At 74.2% G+C, this 24,872-nt stretch carries 25 protein-coding genes; 13 read left to right on the top strand and 12 right to left on the bottom strand.

Going from position 1 to position 24,872, the window contains the following annotated elements:
- Positions 1 to 517: MFS transporter (locus FB00_RS11750; RefSeq protein WP_156186383.1), on the bottom strand; the 517-nt coding region annotated here is incomplete at its 3' end.
- A gap of 102 nt (positions 518 to 619) precedes the next feature.
- Here FB00_RS11750 and FB00_RS21120 point away from each other — a divergent pair.
- Positions 620 to 1,210 carry an ArsR/SmtB family transcription factor gene (locus FB00_RS21120; protein WP_052877618.1) on the top strand — a complete coding sequence of 197 codons (591 nt, stop codon included), beginning with the start codon at positions 620 to 622 and terminating at the stop codon, positions 1,208 to 1,210.
- Here FB00_RS21120 and purN read toward each other — a convergent pair.
- On the bottom strand, positions 1,207 to 1,848 hold the full coding sequence (purN, locus tag FB00_RS11740) for a phosphoribosylglycinamide formyltransferase (RefSeq protein WP_047233091.1): 642 nt from the start codon (positions 1,846 to 1,848) through the stop codon (positions 1,207 to 1,209). The two genes, FB00_RS21120 and purN, sit on opposite strands and share 4 nt — an antisense overlap.
- Positions 1,849 to 1,995: 147 nt before the next feature.
- Here purN and FB00_RS23000 point away from each other — a divergent pair, with 147 nt between their 5' ends.
- The 4 genes from FB00_RS23000 to FB00_RS11720 all read left to right on the top strand — a co-directional run bounded on the left by FB00_RS23000 (position 1,996) and on the right by FB00_RS11720 (position 6,188).
- Positions 1,996 to 2,619, top strand: coding sequence for a hypothetical protein (locus FB00_RS23000; protein ID WP_047233090.1), 624 nt, complete (start codon positions 1,996 to 1,998; stop codon positions 2,617 to 2,619).
- 85 nt (positions 2,620 to 2,704) lie between these two features.
- Positions 2,705 to 4,045 (top strand): M20/M25/M40 family metallo-hydrolase, encoded by a 1,341-nt coding sequence (locus FB00_RS11730; protein WP_047233089.1) that lies wholly within the window; start codon positions 2,705 to 2,707, stop codon positions 4,043 to 4,045.
- Positions 4,046 to 4,104: 59 nt separating this feature from the next.
- Positions 4,105 to 5,592: an MFS transporter gene (locus FB00_RS11725; protein WP_047233088.1), complete on the top strand. Its 1,488-nt coding sequence runs from the start codon at positions 4,105 to 4,107 to the stop codon at positions 5,590 to 5,592.
- The gene (locus FB00_RS11720) at positions 5,589 to 6,188 is read left to right on the top strand and encodes a hypothetical protein (protein WP_047233087.1); all 600 of its coding nucleotides are present in this window, start codon (positions 5,589 to 5,591) and stop codon (positions 6,186 to 6,188) included. Before FB00_RS11725 ends, FB00_RS11720 begins: the two co-directional genes overlap by 4 nt.
- Before the next feature lie 43 nt (positions 6,189 to 6,231).
- Here FB00_RS11720 and FB00_RS11715 read toward each other — a convergent pair whose 3' ends face one another.
- Positions 6,232 to 7,494, bottom strand: coding sequence for a DUF6350 family protein (locus tag FB00_RS11715; RefSeq protein ID WP_047233117.1), 1,263 nt, complete (start codon positions 7,492 to 7,494; stop codon positions 6,232 to 6,234).
- 81 nt (positions 7,495 to 7,575) lie between these two features.
- Between FB00_RS11715 and FB00_RS11710 the strand changes: the two genes are divergently transcribed.
- Positions 7,576 to 8,421, top strand: coding sequence for a patatin-like phospholipase family protein (locus tag FB00_RS11710; protein ID WP_047233086.1), 846 nt, complete (start codon positions 7,576 to 7,578; stop codon positions 8,419 to 8,421).
- Positions 8,418 to 9,476 carry a 1-acyl-sn-glycerol-3-phosphate acyltransferase gene (locus FB00_RS11705; protein WP_047233085.1) on the top strand — a complete coding sequence of 353 codons (1,059 nt, stop codon included), beginning with the start codon at positions 8,418 to 8,420 and terminating at the stop codon, positions 9,474 to 9,476. The genes FB00_RS11710 and FB00_RS11705 overlap by 4 nt, the downstream gene beginning before the upstream one ends.
- A gap of 103 nt (positions 9,477 to 9,579) precedes the next feature.
- On the opposite strand, the gene sucD is transcribed toward FB00_RS11705, so the two are convergent.
- From sucD to FB00_RS22355, 3 genes are all read right to left on the bottom strand, one after another.
- Positions 9,580 to 10,470, bottom strand: coding sequence for a succinate--CoA ligase subunit alpha (sucD, locus tag FB00_RS11700; protein ID WP_047233084.1), 891 nt, complete (start codon positions 10,468 to 10,470; stop codon positions 9,580 to 9,582).
- A gap of 37 nt (positions 10,471 to 10,507) precedes the next feature.
- Positions 10,508 to 11,677 carry an ADP-forming succinate--CoA ligase subunit beta gene (gene sucC, locus FB00_RS11695; RefSeq protein ID WP_047233083.1) on the bottom strand — a complete coding sequence of 390 codons (1,170 nt, stop codon included), beginning with the start codon at positions 11,675 to 11,677 and terminating at the stop codon, positions 10,508 to 10,510.
- A gap of 173 nt (positions 11,678 to 11,850) precedes the next feature.
- Positions 11,851 to 13,380, bottom strand: a complete 1,530-nt coding sequence (locus FB00_RS22355; protein WP_052877616.1) for an OmpA family protein — start codon at positions 13,378 to 13,380, stop codon at positions 11,851 to 11,853.
- 196 nt (positions 13,381 to 13,576) lie between these two features.
- On the opposite strand from FB00_RS22355, the gene FB00_RS11685 reads away from it, so the two are divergent.
- Both FB00_RS11685 and FB00_RS11680 read left to right on the top strand, forming a co-directional pair.
- Positions 13,577 to 13,798 (top strand): helix-turn-helix domain-containing protein, encoded by a 222-nt coding sequence (locus tag FB00_RS11685; protein WP_047233082.1) that lies wholly within the window; start codon positions 13,577 to 13,579, stop codon positions 13,796 to 13,798.
- 1 nt (position 13,799) lies between these two features.
- Positions 13,800 to 14,375 carry a Clp protease N-terminal domain-containing protein gene (locus tag FB00_RS11680; protein ID WP_047233081.1) on the top strand — a complete coding sequence of 192 codons (576 nt, stop codon included), beginning with the start codon at positions 13,800 to 13,802 and terminating at the stop codon, positions 14,373 to 14,375.
- 28 nt (positions 14,376 to 14,403) lie between these two features.
- On the opposite strand, the gene FB00_RS11675 is transcribed toward FB00_RS11680, so the two are convergent.
- Complete coding sequence (locus FB00_RS11675) at positions 14,404 to 15,318, bottom strand: DUF5996 family protein (protein WP_047233080.1); 915 nt, start codon at positions 15,316 to 15,318, stop codon at positions 14,404 to 14,406.
- Positions 15,319 to 15,425: 107 nt separating this feature from the next.
- On the opposite strand from FB00_RS11675, the gene FB00_RS11670 reads away from it, so the two are divergent.
- Positions 15,426 to 16,115: a DUF6518 family protein gene (locus FB00_RS11670; protein WP_231581813.1), complete on the top strand. Its 690-nt coding sequence runs from the start codon at positions 15,426 to 15,428 to the stop codon at positions 16,113 to 16,115.
- A gap of 58 nt (positions 16,116 to 16,173) precedes the next feature.
- Here the strand turns inward: FB00_RS11670 and pcrA are convergent, their stop codons facing one another.
- Positions 16,174 to 18,933, bottom strand: a complete 2,760-nt coding sequence (pcrA, locus tag FB00_RS11665; RefSeq protein ID WP_047233079.1) for a DNA helicase PcrA — start codon at positions 18,931 to 18,933, stop codon at positions 16,174 to 16,176.
- A 117-nt stretch (positions 18,934 to 19,050) separates the two neighbouring features.
- Between pcrA and FB00_RS11660 the strand changes: the two genes are divergently transcribed.
- The gene (locus FB00_RS11660) at positions 19,051 to 19,431 is read left to right on the top strand and encodes a VOC family protein (protein WP_047233078.1); all 381 of its coding nucleotides are present in this window, start codon (positions 19,051 to 19,053) and stop codon (positions 19,429 to 19,431) included.
- 6 nt (positions 19,432 to 19,437) lie between these two features.
- On the opposite strand, the gene FB00_RS11655 is transcribed toward FB00_RS11660, so the two are convergent.
- From FB00_RS11655 to FB00_RS11640, 4 genes are all read right to left on the bottom strand, one after another.
- Positions 19,438 to 19,920 (bottom strand): DUF456 domain-containing protein, encoded by a 483-nt coding sequence (locus FB00_RS11655; protein WP_047233077.1) that lies wholly within the window; start codon positions 19,918 to 19,920, stop codon positions 19,438 to 19,440.
- A gap of 27 nt (positions 19,921 to 19,947) precedes the next feature.
- The gene (locus FB00_RS11650) at positions 19,948 to 20,754 is read right to left on the bottom strand and encodes an alpha/beta fold hydrolase (RefSeq protein ID WP_052877615.1); all 807 of its coding nucleotides are present in this window, start codon (positions 20,752 to 20,754) and stop codon (positions 19,948 to 19,950) included.
- Positions 20,751 to 21,311 (bottom strand): PadR family transcriptional regulator, encoded by a 561-nt coding sequence (locus FB00_RS11645; protein WP_047233076.1) that lies wholly within the window; start codon positions 21,309 to 21,311, stop codon positions 20,751 to 20,753. Before FB00_RS11645 ends, FB00_RS11650 begins: the two co-directional genes overlap by 4 nt.
- 102 nt (positions 21,312 to 21,413) lie before the next feature.
- Complete coding sequence (locus FB00_RS11640) at positions 21,414 to 21,779, bottom strand: hypothetical protein (protein ID WP_047233075.1); 366 nt, start codon at positions 21,777 to 21,779, stop codon at positions 21,414 to 21,416.
- Positions 21,780 to 22,219: 440 nt separating this feature from the next.
- On the opposite strand from FB00_RS11640, the gene FB00_RS11635 reads away from it, so the two are divergent.
- Together FB00_RS11635 and FB00_RS11630 are read left to right on the top strand one after the other, a co-directional pair.
- On the top strand, positions 22,220 to 23,968 hold the full coding sequence (locus FB00_RS11635; protein ID WP_047233074.1) for a nitrite/sulfite reductase: 1,749 nt from the start codon (positions 22,220 to 22,222) through the stop codon (positions 23,966 to 23,968).
- 215 nt (positions 23,969 to 24,183) lie between these two features.
- Entirely contained in the window at positions 24,184 to 24,867 is a 684-nt protein-coding gene (locus FB00_RS11630; protein WP_231581816.1) for a phosphoadenylyl-sulfate reductase, read from the top strand.
- Positions 24,868 to 24,872: the final 5 nt, after the last annotated feature.

Genomic DNA, 24,872 nt, shown 5'->3' with positions numbered 1-24,872 from the left:
TGCCCTGCACGGCCGCGAGCGCCGTCGGCAGCTGCGGCACGGGCACGACCGAGCGGAACGCCCCGCTCGTGGCCGGGTCGACGAGCGCCCCGACGACCGACGCCCCGAAGAGCACGGCCGCGAGGTGCCAGGCGGTGAGCGACCCGAGCCCCGCGGCGAGCGCGACGGTCCCCCACAGCGCCGCGCCGACGGTCGCCGACACGGTGATGAGCCGACGCCGGTCGACCCGGTCGGCGACGACGCCGGCGGGCAGCGTCGCCAGGAGCGCCCCGACCTGGCCGACGGCGGCGACGACGCCCGCCTGCACGACCGAGCCGGTGATCCCGTAGGCGACGAGCGGTACGGCGAACAGCGCGACGCCCGCACCGAGCGACTCCGCGGTCATCCCGGTCATGAGCAGCATGTACGACCGGTTGCGCAGGAGCGACGGCGGGACGATGAGGTTCGGGGCAGCCGCCGCCGACGACGGGCCGGTGGGCGGGTGGTCCTCGACCGAGGCGGCAGGCGGGTTCGTCATGAGAAGAACCTAGGTGCGCAACTGTTATTGCGCAATATTCGTTGCGCACTTTCTGGTGCGCACCTCCACGTGCACCGCCTCGGGCGTTGCTAGCCTCGGCCTGTGCTCGAGACCTTCCACGTCCAGGACCCCGCAGCGCTGCGGGCGATCGCGCACCCGCTGCGCCAGCGCATCCTCATGGAGCTCGCCGTCCTCGGGCACGCGCGCGCCGCGGACCTCGCCCAGGCGACGGGAGAGCCCGCGAACTCCGTGAGCTTCCACCTCCGTGTGCTCGCCAAGGTCGGGATGATCGTCGAGGCGCCCGAGCACGCGCGCGACCGGCGCGACCGGGTGTGGAAGAACGTGGCGCAGAGCTACGCCGTCGAGCCGGGTACGCCCGACGCGGTGCGCCACGTGGTGCGCCCAGCCCTGGCCTGGGCCGAGGAGACGTTCCGGCGCGGGAGCGAGACCGGGTCCCGCGAGGACCGGATCCTGGCGCTCAGCACGCTCGTGCTCACCGCCGAGCAGGCGGCGACGATGTCCCGCGAGCTCGCGGAGCTGCTCGAGCGCTGGACCGCGCGCTCGCTCGAGGAGGGGCGTGCGGCGCCCCAGGAGCGTCGCGAGACCTACCAGGCCCTCGCCGTCCTCGCACCGCGCGACCTCCCGCCCGCGGACGAGGCCACCGGCGCGCGCACGGAGGACCCCGGCGCCTAGCCGAGCAGGGCTCGGCGGCCCTCGACGCGCAGCCCCTCGCGCGCGACGCGGCCGACCGTCTCGACGAGCAGCGCGCGCTCCGCGACCTTGATGCGCTCGTGGAGCGACGACTCGTCGTCGCCGTCCTCGACCGGGACGGCGACCTGGGCGATGATCGGCCCGGTGTCGACGCCGTCGTCGACCACGTGGACGGTGCACCCGGTCACGCGGACCCCGTACGCGAGCGCGTCCCGTACGCCGTGGGCACCGGGGAAGGACGGCAGGAGCGCCGGGTGCGTGTTGATCGTGCGGCCCGCGAAGCGCCCGACGAACGCCGGGCCCAGGATGCGCATGAAACCGGCGAGCACCACGAGGTCCGGACGGAAGACGTCGACCGCCTGCGCGACCGCCTCGTTCCACGCGGCCCGGTCGTCGAAGTCGCCCGGTGCCACGACGACGGCGGCGATCCCGGCCTCGCGGGCGAGGTCGAGTCCGCCCGCGTCGGCCTTGTCCGACACGACGCCCACGACGCGCGCCCCGTAGGCGGCGTCGTCGTGCGCGGCGAGGATCGCGGCGAGGTTGCTGCCGGCGCCCGAGACGAGGACGACGACGCGGGCGGCGGAGGTGGACTCGACGGGGTGGCCGGACGGCGTCTGCACGGTGCTCCTGCGGGTGTCGGGTGGCTCGGGGGGCTCGAGGTGCTCGAGTGTCGGGGTCGGCGGGAGGCGCTGGGCACACCCTCCCGGGCACCCGGCCTCCGATGGGAGAATGTACCGCGAGCCGCCCGACCGACCGAGGAGCTGCCCGTGGGCAACCCGTACGCACCGCCCCGTCCCGACGCGCCGCAGCAGCCTCGCCCCGAGCCGCAGCAGCCGCCGGAGGAGGGTGCGCGTCCGGACGCACCGGTCCCGCCCGCTGCCGGGCCCGGCCCGGGTGCCCCGCTCCCCCCTCCCCCGCCGGGGTGGCCGGACCTGGACGCGCCCACCGACCGCCGACCGCCGGCGCCACCCGAGCCGCCGGAGCCGGACCCCGAGCTCGCCCGGCAGGCGACGCGGCGCGTGCTGCACTTCGGCCTGCTCCTGCTCGCGGTGATCGTCGTGAGCACGATGCCGTTCCCGTGGCAGGCCGTGAGCCTCGCGCTCGCGCTCGGGGCGATCGTCGTGGGCATCCGCGCGCTCGTGGCCGTCTGGCGGGCACGGGTGCGCGGTGCCCTCGTCCCGGCGCTGGGCATCGGGGTCGGCCTCTCGGCCATGCTCGCGCTGCAGATGGTCTCGACCCTCGTCACGTGGGACGTCGCGCTGGCGCACCAGCAGTGCCTCGACGGCGCGATCACCGTCTCGGCCGAGAAGCGCTGCGACGTCGAACGGACCCAGGCGCTCGAGGAGAAGTTCGCCCGCTGGTTCCCCACGCCGGCCCCCGCGTCCTCCTGACCGCCTCCGACGCCCCGGGACCGTCCGCCGACACGGCCTGAGACTCCGTCACCTGCTCGTGACATGGAGTCTCTAGGGTGAGCGCATGACGACCGCCTCCGTGTCCCCCCGGCCCGGTGCCGACGAACGCCTCGCCCGGCTCATCCGGATCCCCACGGTGTCCGCCGAGCTGGAGGAGCGAGGCCTCGCGCCCTTCGACGAGCTCGTCGACCTCCTGCCCGAGCTCTACCCCCTGGTCCACGAGCACCTCGACCGGGAGCGCATCACCGAGCTCGGGCTGCTGTACCGGTGGCGCGGCCGGTCCGACGAGGCGCCGCTCGTGCTCATGGCGCACTACGACGTCGTCCCGGTCGACGAGAGCGACGCCTGGACGTACCCGCCGTTCGAGGGTCGCGTCGCCGGCGGCTGGGTCCACGGGCGCGGCGCGCTCGACGACAAGGGGCCGCTCGTCGTCGTGCTCGAGGCGGTCGAGAACCTCCTCGCCGCAGGCTTCACGCCCGCGCGCGACGTCTACCTGTCGTTCGGCGGCAACGAGGAGTCGCACGGCGCGGCCGCGGCGGCGATCGCGACGACGCTGCGCGACCGCGGCGTGATCCCCTGGCTCGTGCTCGACGAGGGCGGCGCCGTCACGGACTCCCCGCTCCCCCTCGTCCCCGGGAGCGCCGCGATGATCGGCGTCGGCGAGAAGGGCGTGCTGACGCTGCGCCTCACCGCGCGCGGCGAGGGCGGGCACGCCTCCGCCCCGCCCACGACGACGGCGGTCCGGCGCGTCGCGCGCGCCGTCGAGCGCCTCGGCCCGCGCACCTTCCCCGCGCGCACGCCCGTCGCGATCTCGCGCATGCTCCGGCTCTTCTCCGACCGCGCGACCGGACCGGCGCGCACCGCGCTGCGTGCCCTGGCCGCCGCGCCGCCGGTGTCCGCGCAGACCTTCGCCGCGATGGGAGGCGAGGCCGCGGCGATCGTCCGCACGACCGTCGCACCGACGATGCTCTCCGGCGGCACGGCCGCGAACGTGCTGCCGTCGCAGGCGTCCGCGACCGTCAACCTGCGGATCGCGCTCGGCGAGACCGTCGCGGGCACCGTCGAGCGCGTCCGGCGGCGCGTCGACGACCCGCAGGTCCAGGTCGAGGTCGTCGAGGGCAGCGAACCCTCCCCCGAGTCCCCCGTCGACGACGAGCGGTTCGCCCTCCTCGCCGCGTGCGTCGGCGTCTCGCACCCCGACGCGCTGCCCGCCCCGTACATCACGATGCAGGCGACCGACGCGCGGCACTTCCACCGGTTCTCCCCGGCCGTGTACCGGTTCGCGCCGCTCGCGATGTCCGCCGAGCTGCGCGCCACCATCCACGGCGTCGACGAGCGCGTCGAGGTCGCCGAGCTCGAGCGGGGCGAGCGGTTCCACCGCGCGCTCCTCGAGCGGCTACCCTGACGCTCCCCCACCTCCGGGGCGTGCGACGACGCGCGCCTCCCCACGCAGAAGGAGCAGCGATGGCTCGCTCGCTCACCGGGCGCCTCGCGGGTTCGACCCTCGCCGGCGTCGTCGGGTTCCTCGCCTTCGTCGAGCTGACGAGCGGCGTCCTCCAGGGCTACTACACGCCGATGCTCACGGACATCGCGCGGCACCTCGGCGTGCACGACGCCGACGTGAACTGGCTCGAGGGCTCCCAGCTCATGCTGTCCGCCCTCGTCGTGCCCGCGCTGGCCAAGCTCGGCGACATGGTCGGCCACCGCCGCATCCTCCTGTGGTCGACGGCGGTCACGGCGGCCGCGTCGCTCGTCCTGCCGTTCACGGACTCGTTCGCGGTGTTCCTCGTGGCGTGGGCCGTGCAGGGGTTCTACGTCGTGTGGCTGCCGCTGGAGATCGCGCTCGTCTGGTCGCGAGCCCGACGCCTCGCGAACCCCGCCGCCGTCACCGCGCGGGCCGCGGGCGTCCTCGTCGCGGCGCTCGAGACCGGCGCCATCGTCGGCGCGCTCGCCGGCGGCGCGCTCGTCGACGCGCTCCCGCTGCGCGTCGTGCTCCTCGTCCCCGCGCTGCTCGTCGTCGTGTGCTTCGTCGTCGTGCTGCTCGGCGTGCAGGAGTCGCCCGACCCCGCGGGCGGGCGCTTCGACACCGTCGGCCTCGTGCTCGTCTCGCTCGCGCTCCTCGCGCTCACGGGCGGCCTCAGCCTGCTCCGCCTCGAGGGCGTCGTCGCGTTCGCGCCGTGGGCGCTCGTCGTGCTCGGCGCCGCGCTGCTGTGGCCGTTCGCCCGGTGGGAGCTGCGTCAGGACGACCCGCTCGTCGACGTGCGCATGTTCCGGTCCCCCACGCTGGGCCCGGTGTTCCTCACGGCCGGGCTGTTCGGCGTCTCCGTGCTCGGCGCCCAGGCGCCGCTGTCCACGTTCGCCCGCACCGACCCCGCCGAGCACGGGTACGGGCTCGGCACGACCGGCTTCCAGACGTCCCTGCTCATCGGCGTCTACCTGATCGGCATGATCGTCGGCGCGCTGTCCTACCCCCGGGTCGCCCGCCGCGCGACGCCGCGCCTCACCCTGGTCGGTGCGTCCACCCTCGTGGGTCTGGGCTTCCTGCTCTTCCTGCCGTTCCACGGGACGTACGCGCACGTGCTCACCAACATGGTGATCGTCGGGCTCGGCTCCGGCGCTCTGGTCGCCGCGCTGCCCGCAGCCGCCGCGGCGGCCGCGCCCCCGACCCTCACGGGCGTCGCGACCGGTTTGACCAACTCCGTGAAGACCGTCGGCGGCGCGATCGCGTCCTGCGTCTTCGGCATCGCGCTCGCGGGCGCCGCGCTCCAGGGCGGCGCGACCGGGAGCACGGCCGGCTCGTTCGGCGGGTACGTCACCGTCTGGGTCGTCTGCGGCGCGACGGCGCTCGTCGCCGCGGTCCTCCTGCTCGCCGTCGTCCCGCGTCAGGCCTTCACCGACCCCGCCGCCGCGGCCCCCGTCGAGGGCGCGCCCAGCGCACGGTCCGCGGCGTGACCGCCCCGACCCCGCCGCTCGCCGGCCCTCCGCCGTCGCTCCCGCCCGTGGACCGAGAGGGTCTGCGCCGCGGAGTGTCCCCGTGGTGGTGGCTCGCGGTCCCTGCCGCGGTCCTCCTCGCTGCCGTGGCCCTCGTCGTCTGGGCGATCGTGCTCTACGCGAACCACGACAGGCTCGAGCTCGTCGAGGACGACAGGATCCTGGCCGCCGCGGCGGACCCCTGCGCGCAGGTCCAGGAGGCCGGAGCGACGCTCGCGGTCGCGACGACGCCCGAGGATCGCGCCACCGCTGCGCTCGACGTCGCACAGGCAGCCCGTCTGCTCACGACCGCCGTCGGTGCGGTGCCCACGGACGTCCTCGACGCCGACAGGCCCGCACGGTCGTGGGCGGGCGACTGGGCGGCTCTCGCGGACCGCCTCGAGACCTGGTCGGCGAGCGTCGCCGCCGGCGAGGACGCCCGCTTCGAGCTCCCGCTCACCGAGGACGGCTGGTCCGTGGTGACACGGATGGACCTCGCCGCCTCGCCCGACTGCCCCGTCCCGACATCGGTGGTCGACCTCGACACGACTCCGCCCTCCACGCCACCGCTCGACTGACGAGAAGCACCGCCGACGGCTCCCTCTCGGAACCGTCCCGGCGTCAGGCCTCGTCGTCGAGGGGGTTGCCGTGGCGGCGTCCCAGCACGTCGAGGCGCGCCCACAGGACGGCGAGCGCGGCGCCGCCGCCGATCTCGGCCGCGGCGAGCGCGCCGACGACGAGGGCGTCGGCGCCGACGACCTCGAGCCGCCCGGGCCCGACCGCCCCGCCCGCGAGCCAGCTCACGACGCCGACGAGCAGTCCGGCGCCGAGCGCGACCCCGCCCACGGCGAGGCCGACGTCGAGCCACCGGACGTCGTCGTCCGGGTGCGTCCCGGTCACGTCGCGCAGGCGGCGCCACACGAAGGCCCCGGCCACGACGCCGAGAGCGACGACGACGGCCGGCACCCAGGGCGTCAGGGGGTTGGTCCAGTCGTCGCCGGGCAGGGCGCCGAGCAGCGGGATCGCCGGCAGCGCCCCCGGCTCGGAGCCGCTCGGGGCGAACGTGCTGCCCTCGCCCACGGCGAAGCCCGGGCCGACCAGCCAGGCCCCCGCCCAGGCGACGACGTTCGGCAGGACGGCGAGCTGGGCGAGCGCGAGCACGATGCCGCCGACGGTCCCGGGCACGAGCCCGGCGACGATGTCGCCCGACGTCGCGCGGCCGGCGACGAGCCACGCCCCGACGACGACGGCCGAGACGCCGGCCAGCAGGCTGGTGCCGAGCAACCCGCCGCGCAGTCCCAGCCGCACCGACGGCGGGAGCCACCCGTCGAGCCGGTGCGTGAGGTCGCCGACGAAGGGAGCGTCCGGCCGCGCGAGGATCCCGGCGCCGAGCCCGAGCCCGCCGACGAGCGCACCCCCGACGACCGCGACCGCGAGGCCCCAGGGCGGGGTTGACCCCGCGAGGAGCGCGACGCCCAGCGTCGCGACCGCGTAGGTCACGGTGCCCGCGACCCACGCGGACGTCGTCGTGTGCGCGGACCGGCGCGCGGACGCGAAGCAGCAGAACAGGGCGAGCGCGGTGAGCCCCAGCGGGACCAGGGTGACGGTCGTCCCGCTCGCCACGAGCGGGACCCCGTGGCCGAGGAGCCAGAAGCCCGCGGCGATCGTCACGGACTGCCCCCACCCCGTGCCCTCGGACGACCCGGTGGACGACGCGAGGAAGGCCACGACGCCCGGCAGGACGACGACCGCGAGGGACAGCGCGAGCGCCTGGAGCGCGGCGAGCACGCCCGACGGCCCGCGCCGGACCACGACCGGTGCGGGGGCCGGGCTGCCGTCCACGGTGCGCGTGCGCGCACCACGCGTCGTGCTGGTGGTGCTCATGGTGCCCATCGTCGTCGATCGAGTGGTCGGTACGTGGCATTCGCCCCGGCGCGCCAGCCTACCCGCGCCTACGATCGGTCCATGACGACGGCGCCCGCCCCCACCGCGTTCGTCCTGGGTGGCGGTGGCGTGCGCGGCGCGGTCCAGATCGGCATGCTGCGCGCGCTGCTGGAACGGGGCATCACGCCCGACCTGGTGGTCGGGACGTCGATCGGCGCGATCAACGGCGCGGCTCTCGCGGCGGACCCGACGCCCGCCGTCGTCCCCCGCCTCGTGTCCGCCTGGTCCTCGCCCGCCGCCGCCCAGGTCTACGGCGAGGCGTGGTACCGGCAGGTGCACCGGCTCGCGACGACGCGCACCCACCTCGCCAGCCCGGCTCCCCTGCGCGCGCTCCTGCGCCAGGTGCTCGGGGAGCGCACGACGTTCGCGGACCTCGCCGTGCCGCTCGTCGTCGCCGCGGCGTCGATCGAGCGCGCGGCGGAGCGCTGGTTCAGCGACGGCCCGCTCGTCGACGCCGTGCTCGCCTCGGCGTCCGTCCCGGGCGCGCTGCCGCCCACGCGCATCGGGGACGAGCACTACGTCGACGGCGGCGTGGTCTCCTCGATCCCGCTGGGCGAGGCCGTGCGCCGCGGCGCCCGCACGGTCTGGGTGCTCCAGGTCGGCCGGATCGAGGAGCCGCTGCGGCCCCCGCGGACCGCGGTCGAGGTCGCGAAGGTGACGTTCGAGATCTCCCGACGGCACCGGTTCGCGCGCGAGCTCGCCGAGGTCCCCGACGACGTGACGGTCCACGTCCTGCCCAGCGGCGGGCCGCTCCCCGGCGACGACCGGCTCTCGTCGTCGCGCCGGCTGGACACGACCCGAGCGCGCGCCGCCTCGTCGTACGCGGCGGCGCGCCGCTACCTGGACGAGCTGGGCGGCGACGCGTGAACGTCCCGCCTCCGCCCCGATGGGTCCGCCGGCTGCTGCTCGCGCCGGCCGTCGTCGTCCTCGCGGTCCTGCTCGTCCCGACGAGCATCATGCTCGTCCTGCTCGTCGGCGGCATCGTGAGCTGGGCGCTGCCCGGTCGCCTGCGCGCGCCGCGCGTCCTGTGGCTCGCGAGCTTCTACGTCGTGTGGGACGCCGCCGCCCTCGTCGCGCTGTTCGGCCTCTGGGTGGGCTCGGGCTTCGGATGGGCCCTGGACCGTCCGGCGTTCCGGCGCGCGCACGTCCGCCTCGCGGGCACGATGCTCTCGGTGCTGTTCTGGCAGGTGCGCTGGACGCTGCGGCTGCGGATCGACGTCGACCTCAGCGAGGCCGACGGGCTCGACGGGGCCCCGGTGCTCGTGGTGAGCCGCCACGCGGGGCCGGGCGACTCGTTCGTCCTCATGGACCGGATCGTCAACGCGGCGGGCCGCGAGCCGCGCGTCGTCCTCAAGGACACGCTCCAGTGGGACCCGGCGATCGACGTCCTGCTGCACCGCGTGCCGGCGTACTTCGTGGTGCCGCGCTCCCGGCGACCGCACGGTGCGCCGTCGGGCAGCGAGGCGGTCGCCGAGCTCGCCACCGACCTGGCGCCGGACTCCGCCGTGCTGCTCTTCCCCGAGGGCGGGAACGTCACGCCGCGCCGCCGCGACACGCGCATCGCGGCGCTGCGCGCCTCCGGGGAGGACGACCTCGCCGTCCTCGCCGAGGGGATGCCGCACGTCATGGCGCCGCACGTCGGCGGGTTCCTCGCCGCGCTCGACGCGACGCCGACGACGGGCGTGGCGGTCGTCGCGCACACGGGCCTCGAGCGCCTGGTCACCGTGCGCGACATCTGGCGCGAGCTGCCGATGGACAAGCGCCTCACGCTCAAGATCTGGGCGACGCCGCGCGAGGCGCTCCCGGCGGGCGACGAGGAGCGCGCCGCGTGGCTCTACGCGCAGTGGGTGCGGCTCGACGCGTGGCTGGCCGCCTCGGGCGCGCCGACGGTCCCGAGCGGCGACCGCGACCCGGCCGCCTGACGAAGGGCGCCGGCCCGGACGCACGACGCCCCGCGACCGGCGGAGCGGTCGCGGGGCGTCGGGTGCGAGGACCCGGGTCATGGGTCCTGCGATGGAGCCAGGGTCAGGCGAGGACCTCGCGCAGGAGCGCGGCGGTCTCGGACGGCGTCTTGCCGACCTTGACGCCGACGGCCTCGAGGGCCTCCTTCTTGGCCTGCGCGGTGCCCGCGGAGCCGGAGACGATCGCGCCGGCGTGGCCCATCGTCTTGCCCTCCGGGGCGGTGAAGCCCGCGACGTAGCCGACGACCGGCTTCGTGACGTGCTCCTTGATGTACGCCGCGGCACGCTCCTCGGCGTCGCCACCGATCTCGCCGATCATGACGATCGCCTTGGTCTCGGGGTCGTTCTCGAACGCCTCGAGCGCGTCGATGTGCGTGGTGCCGACGATCGGGTCGCCGCCGATGCCGATGGCGGTCGAGAACCCGAGGTCCTTGAGCTCGTACATCATCTGGTAGGTCAGCGTGCCCGACTTCGACACGAGACCGACCGGGCCCTTGCCCGTGATGGTGTGCGGGGTGATGCCGGCGAGCGACTCGCCCGGCGTGATGATGCCGGGGCAGTTCGGGCCGATCATGCGCGTCTTCTTGCCCTGGAGGTAGGCCCAGACCTCGGCCGTGTCCTGGACGGGGACGCCCTCGGTGATGACGACGATGAGCGGCATCTCGGCGTCGACGGCCTCGATCGCGGCGTCCTTGGTGAACGCCGGCGGGACGAAGAGGACCGACACGTTCGCACCGGTCTCGGCCATGGCCTCGGCCACGGTGCCGAACACGGGGAGCGTGACGTCGTTGCCCTCGTGGTCCTTGTGCGTGACGGTCGTGCCGGCCTTGCGGGCGTTGACGCCGCCGACGATCTGCGCGCCCGAGTCGAGCATGAGGGCGGTGTGCTTGGCACCCATCCCGCCGGTGATGCCCTGGACGATGATCTTGGAGTCGGAGTTCAGGTAGATCGACATGGTGTTCTCTGTCTCAGCTTTCCGCGTCTTCGGGCGATCAGGCGTTGGCCAGCTCGGCAGCCTTGTCGGCCCCGCCGTCCATGGTCTCGGCGAGGGTCACGAGCGGGTGGTTCGCCTCGCGCAGGATCGCGCGGCCGAGGTCCACGTTGTTGCCGTCGAGGCGCACGACGAGCGGCTTGGACGCCTCGTCGCCGAGGATCTCGAGCGCGCCCACGATGCCCTTGGCGACCTCGTCGCACGCGGTGATGCCGCCGAAGACGTTGACGAACACCGACTTGACCTGCGGGTCGTTGAGGATGACGTCGAGGCCGTTCGCCATGACCTGCGCGTTGGCGCCGCCGCCGATGTCGAGGAAGTTGGCCGGCTTCACGCCGCCGTGGGCCTCGCCCGCGTACGCGACGACGTCGAGCGTGCTCATGACGAGCCCCGCGCCGTTGCCGATGATGCCGACCTCGCCGTCGAGCTTGACGTAGTTGAGGCCGTTCGCCTTGGCCTTGGCCTCGAGCGGGTCGGTCGACTCCTTGTCCTCCAGCGCCTCGTGGTCCGGGTGACGGACCTCCGACGCGTTGTCGTCCAGCGTGACCTTGCCGTCGAGCGCGATGATCGAGCCGTCCTCGGTGCGGACGAGCGGGTTCACCTCGACGAGCGTCGCGTCCTCGGCCGTGAAGACGGTCCAGAGCTTCTCGATGACCGCCGCGACCGGGGCCTTGAGCTCCTCGGCGAAGCCGGCGGCGTCGACGATCTCGCGCGCCTTGGCCTCGTCGATGCCGACGATCGGGTCCACCGCGACCTTGGCGAGCGCCTCGGGGCGCTCGACCGCGAGCTGCTCGATCTCCATGCCGCCCTCGACGGAGCACATGGCGAGGTAGTTGCGGTTCGACCGGTCGAGGAGCACCGAGAAGTAGAACTCCTCGGCGATCTTGGCGCCCTGGGCGACCATGACGCGGTGGACCGTGTGGCCCTTGATGTCCATGCCGAGGATCTCGGACGCCTTCTCGGCGGTCTCCTCGGGCGAGTGGGCGAGCTTGACGCCGCCGGCCTTGCCGCGGCCGCCGGTCTTCACCTGGGCCTTGACGACCACGGTGCCGCCGCCGAGCTTCTCGGCGCCCGCGCGGGCCTCCTCGGGCGTCGTCGCGACGACCCCGCCCAGCACGGGCACGCCGTGCTTCTCGAAGATGTCGCGCGCCTGGTATTCGAACAGGTCCACCCTGCTGCGTCCTTCCGTCTGATGCGCCGTGTGCGGCATGACCGATGTCTCGACATCAAGACATCCCCGTACAGGGTAGCCCGGGAAGGCCGGGGCTCCTATCGCTCGGCGGGGACGACGCCCGGCGCCACGTGTTCCGTTCGTCACGCGGCGTCCGCGCGGGCGCCACCGGGTCAGTCCGCGACCGGCACGTCCACGAACCGCACCGGCGTGCTGCCGTCCGAGACGGACGTCGAGCCGTCGGGCACGTCGACGACGACGGTGTCCGAACCCGTGTCCGGCCAGACGACCGTCACCCGGGACGTGACGCCCGGGTCCAGGGACCCGACCTGCAGGTCCGCGAGGACGTTGCGCCCGTTGAGGTCGTAGAACGTGGGCTCCACGAGGTAGTCGACCGGGTAGACGCGCACACCGCCGTCGAGCAGCGTGACGTTGCTCGCGCCCAGGAGCCCGCTGCCGAGGTCACCGCGGCCGTCGCGGACGGACCCGAGCACGCTCACGAACGTCGCGTAGTCCGTCCCGTCGTTGCGCACGTCGAGCGTGCCGACGAGGTAGCCGCCCGCGCGCCGCATCTCGACGAGCTCGACGTGCAGGCTCTGGACGTCACCCACCGTGTCGTGGTGCTCGAGGGTCGCGCCCCCCAGACCGTCGACCGTCGGCCCCTGGGCTGCGGCGACCTCGCCGGTCGGTCCCTCGACGCCGACGGGCTCGTCGGAGGCGGTGAACTCGACCGTGACCCGGCGGTTGAGGGAGCGCGCCTCGTCGGTGAGCTCGGTCGTGACCGGCTCGCGCTCGCCGCGGCCCTCGACGCGCACGTCGAACCGGTCGAGGTCTGTGACCTGTCCCAGCCGGTCCGCCACGGCTCGCGCCCGGCGCTCCGACAGTTCCTGGTTGGCGGCGTCCTCGCCCACGTCGTCCGTGTGCCCGACGACCACGAGCCCGCCGTCCGCCGCGAGCGCCAGCTCTCCCGCCACCGCCTCGAGCGCGGTGTCCGCCTCTGGGCCGAGGTCGGCGGAGTCGACGCCGAACAGCACGTCGGAGCTCACGTTGACGCTGACCTTCTCGCCCGTGTCGCGCGTGCGGACGGCGTCGTCGGCCGTGGCGCTGTACGTCTCGAGGACGGCGGTCGGCGCCACGACGTCGTCGACGCCGGACGGGGCGAGGTCGGCGACCGGCACGGTGAGACCGTCGGCGTCGGCCGCAGCCACCACCGGCACGTCCTCGACGAGACCGAGGGACGGCACGAGGACCGCGGTGGTCGGCGCGCTGGGCGCGTCGAACGCGACGAAGCCCACGACGGGCTCACGACCGGGCGCGATCATGTACTGCTCGCCCAGCTCGGCGAACGCCTTCCCGGAGCCCGATCGCGCCGCCTCGCGGACGACACCGGCGTCGAGGTCGACCAGACGCACCCCGTCGAAGGAGTCCTCCTGGTCGGCGATCGCCCGGTTCCCGAACACGCTCCCGGTCAGCAGCGACCCCTCGCCGCCGCTCGCCCCGACCTCGATGCGCAGGACGCCGAGGTCCCCGTCGACCACCACGGGACCGACCGCGCCCTCGAGGTCGAGGCCGAGGACGTGGCCCCGGACGGGGACGGGGGTCGGGTCGGTCGAGAGCTCGGGCGCCTCCGTCGCGGTCGCCGCCGGGCCGGGGTCCGGGGCGTCGGTGCCGCAGCCCGCGAGGGCCAGGGCGAGGACCGCCACGACGGAAGCGGCGCGCGCCGCCCTCCGCGTTCCGTACCGGTGCTGCATCGCGAGATCTCCCCTGTCGATCGACGGCCCGCACGCTCGTGCCGCGCGGCGGCACGACACTAGCCGACCGGTCCCGACCCCCGGATCGACGTCCGCCGTCGTCAACCTGTGTTGACAGAGGGCGTCGCGTCAACCTAGATTGACAGCCATGGAACCCGTCGACATGGACGCCGCGAGCAGCACCGACCCCGACACGGGGCTGCGTGCCGTGCGCTCGCTGCGCGTGCTCGCCGAACGCCTCGAGGCGCTGCAGGTCGAGCACGCCCGAGCGCTCGGCTGGTCGTGGCAGGAGATCGCCGACCGCCTCGGCGTCACCCGCCAGGCCGTGCACAAGAAGTACGGCGCGTCCCGCACCACCAGGAGGTCATGACATGTTCGAACGCTTCGCCGCCGACGCCCGCGAGACGGTGGTCGGCGCCCAGGAGGTGGCCCGCTCGCGCGGCGACGACGCCATCGACGCCGTGCACCTGCTCCTCTCCCTCGCCGGCCAGGACGGCAGCACGGGCGCCACCGCGCTCGCCGCCGTCGGCGTCACGACCGACGACCTCGAACGCCACGTCGACTCCGCGAGTCGTCACGACACGCTCGACGGTCCGGCCCTCGCCGCCCTCGGGATCGACCTCGACGAGATCCGTGCGCGCACGGACGCGGCCTTCGGGCCGGGGGCGCTCGACCGCGCCCGCGACGACGAGCGCCGTCGCGGGCGACGCAACCGGCGCTCGCACATCCCCTTCACGCCCGAGGCGAAGAAGGCGCTCGAGCTCTCGCTGCGCGAGGCCGTGCACGAGGGGTCGCGCACCATCGACTCGGGCCACGTCCTCGCCGCGGTCGCGCGGGCGAAGGGCTCGACGGCGCACCGCGCGCTGGTCGACGCGCTCGCGGAGGCGGGGTCCGACGCCGCAGGCCTGCGCGCCGCGCTCGCGGCGCCGCACCGCCAGGCCTCCTGACCCGGCGTGACCGGTCCCCTGGCTGCCCTCAGCCCGGCGGGACCGGTCCCGTGAACGCGTCGAGGTCCCACCCGGCGGCCGTCGCCAGCTGACGGTAGGAGCGCTCGAAGAACGCGAGCAGGACGGCGTCGGGGTCCGCCGCGTCGCGCAGCACCCCGCACGGGAGCACCGCCTCGCGCAGGCCGGGGTCCCAGTACCCCGGGGTGAGGTCGAGGTCGGCCATCCCCGGCGGCTGCGGGTAGGCGTACGCGTAGACCTGGTCCGCGTGCGTCGTCGGGTCGCCGGGCCAGTAGCCGACGGCGAGGTTCTCGGCGTTCTCCGCGTAGCGGTAGATGGGCTCGACGGCGTCCGGCTGGTGGAAGGGTCGCCCGTTGAACAGCGTGAGCCCCAGGTCGAACGCGCCCCAGTAGAAGCGCGGCCCGCTCGACTTGCCGTAGAACCCGGAGCGGAACCGCTCCATCACCGCGACGACCCGCTGCACGGTCGCGAGCCACGTGCGCGTGAGCTCGCCGTCCCACTCCCCGACCTCGGTGTCCTCCTCGAACGGCACGGGGTCGGGGATCTCGCGCGGCGTCGACCACACCCGCACGGCCACGTCGAGACGCTCGAGGCACGCGAGCGTGCGGGCGTAGAAGTCGGCGACGGACATCGGCCCCAGCACGATGGTCTCGGTGCGCCCGTCGGACGTGCGGAACGCGACGCGCTCCGCCACGAGGTCGATCTCGACGTCGAGCGCGCGGTCGCCGACCTGCATCACGGGCGTGACGAACCCGCGCGACGTCACGTGGAACGCGACGTTCCACCAGTGGTTGACGAACGGCGTCAGGTCGAGCACGACCTTGCCGATCACCTGGGTGAACAGGTGGAGCGGCCGGCGCGTCGGCTCCCACCGTCGGACGTCGAGGTCGGGCCACGGGGCGGGGCGGGCGGCCGGCTGGGTCACGGGAGGCTCCTCGGGGCTCGGTCGTCCTGCCACGGTAGGACGCCTCGCGCGCCCGTGCCCGACGACGGGGTGACGCCCGACGCCGCCACGGCGCCTAGCGTCGTGGCGTGCCCGAGACGACCTCTCTCCCCGACCGCGCCGACGACCGTTCGTCGGCACCGAACCGACCCGCCGGGGTGACGACGTCGCCGGGTCGCCCCTGGCGGCGCGCTGCCGTCGTGCTCGTCGCGAGCTTCGTGCTCGGCGGCCTGACCTCGTACGCCCAGGGGTTCCTGCCCGACGCCGCGGCGCCCTTCGCGAACTCGGCGAGCGGCTGGACGCTGCTCACCGCGCTCCTGGTCGCCTGGTACGCGCGCGCCCCGCGTGCCCGGACGTGGCACGCCGCCGTGCTGGGCGCCACGAGCTTCGTGCTGCTCACCCTGGGCTACACCGTCGCCGCCGACGTGCGCGGGTTCTTCTACGACCCGACGATGTTCGGCGTGGTCGGCCTGGTCGTCGGCCCGTTCGTCGGCGTCGCGGCGGCGTGGCTGTGGCGCGCGGGCGTCCACGCCGCCCTCGGCACCGCGGCGCTCGCGGGCATCGGCGTCGGCGAGTCGGTGTACGGGCTCACGACGGTCGTCGAGACGACGGGCGCCACCTACTGGGTCGTGATCGGCGTCGTCGCGCTCATCCTTCTCGTCGGCATGCTCGCACGTCGGCTCCGCGGGGGCCTGCCGGTCACGATCGCCGTCGCGGGCACCGCCGTCGTGGCGGCGGCGTTCGTCCTCGCCTACCGCGCGCTCGGCACGATCGGCTGACCCGCGCGAGACGTCCACGCGTCGGCCGGTGCGACCGGCCGGTCGAGCGCCCCGCTCGTCAGAGCTTGGTGACGGGCGAGTACCGCAGCAGCAGCCGCTTGGTCCCGTCCGCGCCGAAGTCGATCTTCGCGACGGCGTTCGGCCCCGCCCCCTCGAGCGCGACGACGGTCCCGAGCCCGTACGCGTCGTGCGTGACCTTGTCCCCCACGGCGAGGTTCGGCACGTCCCCGTCGGCGCGCGGCGTCGCGGACCCGAACTTCGCCCCACCGGACGGCGAGCCGAACGGCGAGCGCGCCGAGGGGGTCGATGCCGGATCGTGGCGGGCCTGGCGGGAGGAGCCCGAGGAACGAGGGCTCCGGATAGTAGATCCGGCATCCGCCCCCTCGGTGCGCGACCCCGACCAGGACCCCGACCGCGACCCGGACCACGAACTCGAGCCCGATCCGCGACCCCAGACCGACCCGCCCGCGCGCAGGGTCGCCATCGACGACTCGCGCCGCCGCCAGTCCCACAGCTCCTCGGGGATCTCCTCGAGGAACCGGCTGGGCGGGAACTCGTTGGCCATGCCCCACGCGGACCGCACCGCGGACCGGGACACGTAGAGCCGCTCGCGCGCGCGGGTGATGCCCACGTAGGCGAGGCGGCGCTCCTCGGCGAGCTCGGCGTCGTCGTGCAGGGACCGCATGTGCGGGAACGTGCCGTCCTCCATGCCGGTGAGGAACACGACGGGGAACTCGAGGCCCTTGGCCGTGTGGAGCGTCATGAGCGTGACGACGCCCGGGTCCTCCTTCTCCTCGCCCTCGTCGTCGCCGTCGTCCGCGGGGATCTGGTCGGCGTCCGCGACCAGCGAGACGCGCTCGAGGAAGTCCGACAGCGTGCCCTCCGGGTCGAGCTCCGTGAACTCCGTCGCGACGGCGTGCAGCTCGGCGAGGTTCTCGACGCGCGTCGCGTCCTGCGGGTCGTCGCTCGCGCGCAGCTCGGCGAGGTAGCCGGTGCGGTCGAGGACGGCGCCGAGGATCTCGGACGGGCTCGCGCCGGAGTCCGCGAGCTCGCGCAGCCCGGTCATGAGCTCGACGAACGCACGCAGGGGGTTGAGGGTGCGGTTGGTCAGGCCGGGGATCTCGTCGATCCGGGCGAGCGCCGCACCGAACGAGATGCGCTCGCGGTCCGCCAGCGCCGCGACGGCGCCCTCGGCCCGGTCCCCCAGCCCGCGCTTGGGGGTGTTGAGCACGCGGCGCAGGTTGACGTCGTCGTCGAGGTTGTCGATCGCGCGCAGGTACGCGACCGCGTCCTTGACCTCGCGCCGCTCGTAGAAGCGCGTGCCGCCGACGACCTTGTAGGGCAGGCCGACGCGGATGAGCACCTCCTCCAGCGCGCGGGACTGCGCGTTGGTCCGGTAGAACACCGCGACGTCGCCGGGGCGCACGCCGTCGGAGTCGCCCAGGCGGTCGATCTCCTCGGCGACGAACCGCGCCTCCTCGTGCTCGTTGTCCGCGACGTAGCCGATGACCTTCGCGCCCGCGCCCGAGTCGGTCCACAGACGCTTGGGCTTGCGGTCGGGGTTGCGCGAGATGACGGCGTTGGCGGCGGACAGGATGTTCTGGGTCGAGCGGTAGTTCTGCTCGAGCAGGATGGTCCGGGCGTCCGGGTAGTCGGCCTCGAACTCGAGGATGTTGCGGATCGTGGCGCCGCGGAACGCGTAGATCGACTGGTCGGCGTCCCCGACGACGGTGAGCTCGGCCGGGTCGAGCGCGGGGACCTGCGCCTCCCCGGTCCCGCTCGTCGCGGCGTCGGTCGCCGCCGAGTCCTCGCCGACGCCCGCGAGCTCGCGTACGAGCACGTACTGCGCGTGGTTGGTGTCCTGGTACTCGTCGACGAGCACGTGCCGGAACCGGCGGCGGTAGTGCTCCGCGACCGCGGGGAACGCCTGGAGCAGGTTGACCGTGGTCATGATGATGTCGTCGAAGTCGAGCGCGCTCGCCGCGACGAGGCGCGCCTGGTAGCGCGTGTAGACGTCGGCGAGCACCTGGTCGAACTCGGGGACGTTCGCGCCGTGCTGTCCGCCCCGCGCCGCGAGGCCGTCGTCCGTCGCGTGCGCGCCCGAGTCCCGGGCGTAGGTCTCGGGGTCGATGAGCTCGTTCTTGAGGTCCGAGATCTTGTTCGCGAGCGAGCGCGCCGGGTATTTCTTGGGGTCGAGGTCGAGCTCGCGCGTGACGAGCGTGATGAGCCGCTGCGAGTCCGCCGCGTCGTAGATGGAGAAGCTCGACCGGAGCCCGAGCGTCTTCGCCTCGCGGCGCAGGATGCGCACGCACGCGGAGTGGAACGTCGAGACCCACATGTTCCGCGCCGACGGCCCGACGAGGGCCTCCACGCGCTCGCGCATCTCCGCCGCGGCCTTGTTGGTGAACGTGATGGCGAGGATCTGCCCGGCGTTCGACCGGCGCGTCGCGAGCAGGTGCGCGATGCGGTGCGTGAGCACGCGCGTCTTGCCCGACCCGGCGCCCGCGACGATGAGCAGCGGCCCGCCCGCGTGGACGACGGCCTCGCGCTGCTGCGGGTTGAGCCCGTCGAGCAGCGCCTCGGGGTCGAGGTGGGCGTACCGGCCCCTGCGCTCCCCCGTTCCCGGCGACGAGCCGGCGCTCCCCGGCCCCGTCCCGCCGTCCCCGGCGGGCGACCCCGCGCCGTCGGGCACGGCCGGGTCGTCGGTCCAGCGCGGGGCGGTCCGCGGGAGGCGGGACTCGCCGCCGTGGTCGACGCGCGGGCCGTCGAACAGCGTGTCGAGGCCGGGCAGCGGGAGGTTCTCGAAGAGCGAAGCCATAGCCCCTCCAGCCTAGGCGCCCCCGCCCACACCCGGCGCCGCCCCGCCGATGAGTCCTGTCGCCCGCGACGGTCTCCCCGTTGTCCGCAGCACCTGCCGCACCACGAAGGAGTCACCATGGCGACGACCCACCTCACGGGCGTGCACACCGTCGCGGTCCCGGTCACCGACCAGGACCGCGCGCTCGCCTACTACACCGGGACGCTCGGCTTCGAGGTCCGCATGGACGGCGAGCTCCAGGAGGGGTTCCGCTGGATCGAGGTCGCGCCCCCGGGGTCGGCGACGTCCGTCGCGCTGGTCGCAACAGGAGACGGACTCCCCGCGGGCGTCGACACCGGCATCCGCCTCACGACCTCCGACGCGGCCGCCGACCACGCGGCGCTCACCGACGCCGGCGCGAGCACCGGAGACCTCCTGCGCTGGGAGGGCGTCCCACCGATGTTCTCGCTGCGCGACGTCGACGGGAACACGCTCTACGTGATGGAGATCCCCGGCTGACGCACGTCAGGTGATCGCGAGCCCCACGCCCCACGTCGCCGCCGCGAGGAGGCCCCCCAGGAGCTGGACCAGGATCGTGATGCCCGTGGCCTGCATCGCGGCGACGGTCGCGCGCCACGCGGCGCGACGGTCGCGGCGGCGCAGGAGCTCCGCGACGAACACGGCGAGCACGAAGCCGATGAAGAGCCCGATCACCGGGATGACGAAGAACCCGACGACGCCCGCGATCCCGCCCCACACGAGGGTCGACCAGGGGACGTCCGCCCGGCGCATGTGGCGGCCGGCGAGGACGTACTGCGCCACCTCGGCGGCGACCACGAGGACCGCGGCGACGGCGAAGACGACCCACGCCGCGGTGCCGCCCGTGACGATCGCCCACACGAGGATCGCGCCGAGCACGAGCACGTTCCCGGGCAGGACCTGCACGACGATCCCGATCAGGCCGACCAGGATCGTCAGCCCGACGAGGACCTCTCCACCGACGCTCACGGGGGAAACCCTCGCACGTCGGGCGCGCTACGCACGCCCCGGGGGAGGCACCAGTCGCGGGTGCGCGACGCCGTCGACCACCCAGGACCGGATCATCGCGCTGAACAGGTCCGGGTCCTCCGCGCTCCACTGATGGTGCATCCCGGGCGCCAGGCGGACGACTGCGTCGGGCACGCGGCGCCCGATCGTCGCCAGGGCGCCCCGGGCGGCACGCAGGTCCCGGCCGCCCGCGACCGCGAACACACGGGCTCCCGACTCCGCGAGGCCGTCGGGCCAGCGCCCGCCGTAGACGTCGGGCAGCAGCCGCGCCATGGTCTCGCGGCGGATCGCGAGCCCCGAGCGCACGAACAGGTCGCGCGCGTCCGCCGGGATGCCCATGGCGACGGCCTGGCCCCGCCAGTACCAGGGCCGGTCCCAGACCCGGAGCTGCGCGCGGCCGAACGCGCCGGCGAGGCCAGGCACGCCGTCGACCACCGCACCGGACGCGAGGACGGAGCGCACGAGTCCCGGGTGCTGCGCGGCGAGGCGCAGCGCGACGATCCCGCCGAACGACAGCCCGACGACGTGCACCTCCCGCCCGGCGGGGAACGCGGAGACCGTCGCGGCGACGTCGTCGACGACCGCGTCGAGCGACGCGGGGACCTGGTCCCCCCGGCTCCCGAAGCCGAGCAGGTCGGGCGTCCACACGTCGAGGTCGTCCAGCGCCTCGACCTGCGGCTCCCACATCCACGACGCCACGTTGCCCCCGTGCAGCAGGACGACGGAGACGGCACCCGTGCCCGGCGCGCCAGGGCGGGTGGCGGGGTGGTGCACGACGACGTCCGGCGCGGTCACGCGAGCACCTCCCGCTCGGTCTCGTCGAGCCACGCGAGCTCGGTGCGGGCGTGCGCGAGCCCGTGGCGGAGCGTCGCGAGGCGCAGGGCGAGGCCGCGGGTGCCCCGGACGCGGTCCGCGTCGGGGCCGCCGCCCGCGAGGACCGCCGCGACCCGCTCCTCCTCGGCGGTGAGCGTCGCGACCGTCTCCTCGGCCAGCGCGCGTCGGGCCGCGAGGAGCCCCGCGACGCCGTCGTCGTCGAGCTGGTCGGCGAAGAACAGCCGGCCGAGGAAGGGCTCGCGCGAGTCCTCGGGCGCGAGCGGCGAGGCGAGCCAGCCGCGCAGCGCCGCGCGGCCGGCGTCGGTGATCGTGTGGACCTTCCGGTCGGGGTAGCTCTCCTGGGGCACGACCTCGACCTCGGCCAGCCCCGCCTCCACGATCGCGGCAAGGGTGCGGTAGAGCTGCGACCGGTCGGCCGCCCAGAAGTGGCGCACGGAGGAGTCGAACGCGCGCTTGAGGTCGTAGCCCGTCATGGGCCGGACCGTGAGGAGCCCGAGGACGAGATATCGAAGGACCATGCGACTAGTGGACCATGCACATAGTTGCTCGTCAATGCTCCGGTGACGACGAAGGCCCGCCGACGGACGATCCGTCGACGGGCCCCGGCCGGGTCGCTGCGGTCAGTTCCAGAAGACCGCGACGAGGATGTTCACGAGGGTCAGGCCACCGATGGCGTGCTTGACGCCCGGTGCGACGGCACCGTCGGCCGCCTTGGCCCCCTGGCGCTTGGCGACGAACGCGAGCACGGCGATGACGAGCGCGATGACGAGCTTGACGGCGATCTTGGCCATGTCCGGGCCACCGTCGCCCCAGACCGACGCCTCGCCGATGCCCACCATGGCGATCCCCGCGACGAGCGCGGTGAGCGCACCGTGGAAGACGCCCTTGTACAGGCCCGGCGAACGCAGGGACGCGAGGTAGCCGCCGAGGACGATGGCCCACCCGATGAAGTGCAGCGCGACGAAGACGTTGTAGAGGAACTCCATGGCGCCATCCTATTTGCTGACGACCCTGTCGTGAAAGTTTGCACAAAGTGAGATGCGTCCAGGTCGCGCGGTGCGCACCGCCCGGGCCATAGCGAGCGGCCAGGGCTCGACAAACCAGACTAGAACGGTCTACTATTTCCGGTTTCCCACCATGCGGACCAGGGCTGTCCACGCCGCTGGACCCCCGCTATCGTTCAGGGCATGACCACGGCAGCCCGCACCCTCCTCGTGACCTCGCGTCACGGGATGCCGGCGTGCGCGCACACGTGTCTCAGCTGTTGTCGCTGAACCGCGCCCGACTCAGCGCGAGCCACGGCTCGCCTCTCTCTCCGAGAACCCCTGAGAACCGGCGCGCGCCGTCGGTCCTCAGCCACTCGCACCCTCGCTGAGCGCTCGCCGTCGCGCGTCCCCGCCCCCGAACGAGGACACGAGGAACACCGATGACGCAGGTCACGACGGTGCCGGACGCCACCCCGGCCCGACCTGAGCGCCCGGCCCGCACCGGTGAGCGGCCGGCCCGCCCGGCGCGCGCCGCCCGGCCGAACGGGCAGTGGAAGGTCGACGGCACCGAGCCGCTCAACGGCAACGAGAAGTGGAAGCAGGAGGACGGTGGGCTGTCCGTCCGCGAGCGGATCGAGACGATCTACGCGCGGGAGGGCTTCGACTCCATCACCGGCGACGACCTGCACGGGCGGTTCCGCTGGTGGGGCCTGTACACCCAGCGCAAGCCCGGGATCGACGGCGGCAAGACGGCCACGCTCGAGCCGCACGAGCTCGAGGACCGGTACTTCATGCTCCGGGTCCGCATCGACGGCGGCGCCCTGACGACCGAGCAGCTCCGCGTGATCGCGGACATCTCGAAGGACTTCGGCCGCGACAGCGCCGACATCACCGACCGTCAGAACATCCAGCTCCACTGGGTCGAGGTCGAGAACGTCCCGGAGATCTGGCGCCGCCTGGAGGCCGTCGGCCTCCAGACCACGGAGGCGTGCGGCGACGTCCCGCGCGTCGTGCTCGGCAGCCCCGTCGCGGGGATCGCCGCCGACGAGCTCATCGACATCGGTCCGGCCGTCGCGGGGATCACCGAGAAGTACATCGGCGTCCCCGAGCTCGCGAACCTCCCGCGCAAGTTCAAGACCGCGCTCACCGGGCACCCGAGCCAGGACGTCGTGCACGAGATCAACGACGTCGCGTTCGTGGCGCACCGCCACCCCGAGCTCGGCATCGGGTTCGACCTGTGGGTGGGCGGCGGGCTGTCCGCGAACCCGCGCCTCGGCGAGCGCCTCGGGGCGTTCGTCACCGAGGAGCAGGTGCCCGACGTCTGGCACGGCGTCGTGCAGATCTTCCGCGACTACGGCTACCGCCGGCTGCGCAACAAGGCGCGCCTCAAGTTCCTCCTCGCCGACTGGGGGCCCGAGAAGTTCCGCGAGGTCCTCGAGACCGAGTACCTCGGGTACGCGCTGCCCGACGGCCCGCCGGCCCCCAAGCCGCCCGTGCCCGGCGACCACGTGGGCGTGCACAAGCAGAAGGACGGGCTCAACTACGTCGGTGCGGCGCCGTACGTCGGCCGCGTGTCCGGGACGATCCTGGCGAACGTCGCCGACCTCGCCGAGTCGGTCGGCTCGCACCGCGTGCGCCTCACGCCCCACCAGAAGCTCCTCGTGCTCGACGTCCCGGACGAGCAGGTCGAGCACGTCGTCTCGACGCTCAAGGCCAACGGGCTCGACGCCAACCCGAGCCCGTTCCGCCGCAGCACGATCGCCTGCACGGGCATCGAGTACTGCAAGCTCGCCATCGTCGACACCAAGGACACCGCGACCGCCACGATCGACGAGCTCGAGAAGCGGCTCGGCGACCTGTCGCACATGAAGCCGCTCTCGCTGCACGTCAACGGGTGCCCCAACTCGTGCGCACGCATCCAGACGGCGGACATCGGGCTCAAGGGTCAGCTCGTGATGGACGACGACGGCGAGCAGGTCCCGGGCTTCCAGGTCCACCTGGGCGGCGGCCTGGCGTCCGACGACCGCGAGGTCGCCGGCATGGGCCGCACCGTGCGCGGCCTCAAGGTCACCGCGACCGACCTGCCCGACTACGTCGAGCGCGTCGTCCGGCGGTACGAGGCCGACAAGGACGGGACCGAGACCTTCGCCGAGTGGGCGCACCGAGCCGACGAGGAGGCGCTCCAGTGAGCGAGGACCAGGGCGTGACGACCACCACCGCCGGCACCCCGCGGTCGGGCACCACCGACCCGCTGGCCGCGCTGCGCGCCGCGGCGAGGGCGAAGGCCGAGCAGCGCGAGAGCGCGAAGGCGGCGCACCACGCGGAGCGCGCCCGGCAGGTCGAGCAGGGCCGCGAGAAGCGGTCCCTCGACGAGCTGCGCGAGATCGCGCGGCGCGGCGCGGAGCTGCTGCACGGCGCGGGCACGCCCGGCGTCGAGGGCGCGACCCGCCCGGAGGCGACGGCCGAGGAGGTCATCGCCTGGGCGGCGCGCGAGTTCGGGACGTCCGTCGCGGTCGCGTGCTCCATGGCCGACGCCGTGCTCCCCCACGTCGTGGCGGCGCAGATCCCCTGGGTCGACGTGCTGTTCCTCGACACGGGCTACCACTTCGCCGAGACGGTCGGGACGCGCGACGCCGTCGAGCAGCAGATGGACGTGACGGTCGTCGACGTCCGGCCCGAGCTCACCGTCGCCCAGCAGGACGCGGCGCACGGCAAGGACCTGTTCGCTCGCGACCCGGCGCTGTGCTGCCAGATGCGCAAGGTCGAGCCGCTGCACCGCACGCTCGCGGGCTACGAGGTGTGGGTCACGGGCGTGCGCCGCGACGAGGCGCCGACCCGGACGAGCACCCCGCTCGTGACCTTCGACGAGAAGAACGGGCTCGTGAAGATCAACCCGCTCGCGGCTTGGTCGTTCGACGACCTGCTCGCGTACGCCGCACGGCACCAGGTGATCCTCAACCCCCTGCTGAACGACGGCTACCCGTCGATCGGCTGCCAGCCGTGCACCCGGCGCGTCGCGCCGGGCGAGGACCCGAGGGCCGGCCGCTGGGCGGGGCTCGACAAGACAGAGTGCGGACTCCACGTATGAGGACG

The organism is Cellulosimicrobium funkei (genome assembly GCF_001019615.1).
GTDB classification, from domain to species: Bacteria; Actinomycetota; Actinomycetes; order Actinomycetales; family Cellulomonadaceae; genus Cellulosimicrobium; species Cellulosimicrobium cellulans_E.
The sequence above is the reverse complement of the archived record's forward strand: the minus strand, read 5'-3'. Positions and strand labels throughout refer to the sequence as shown.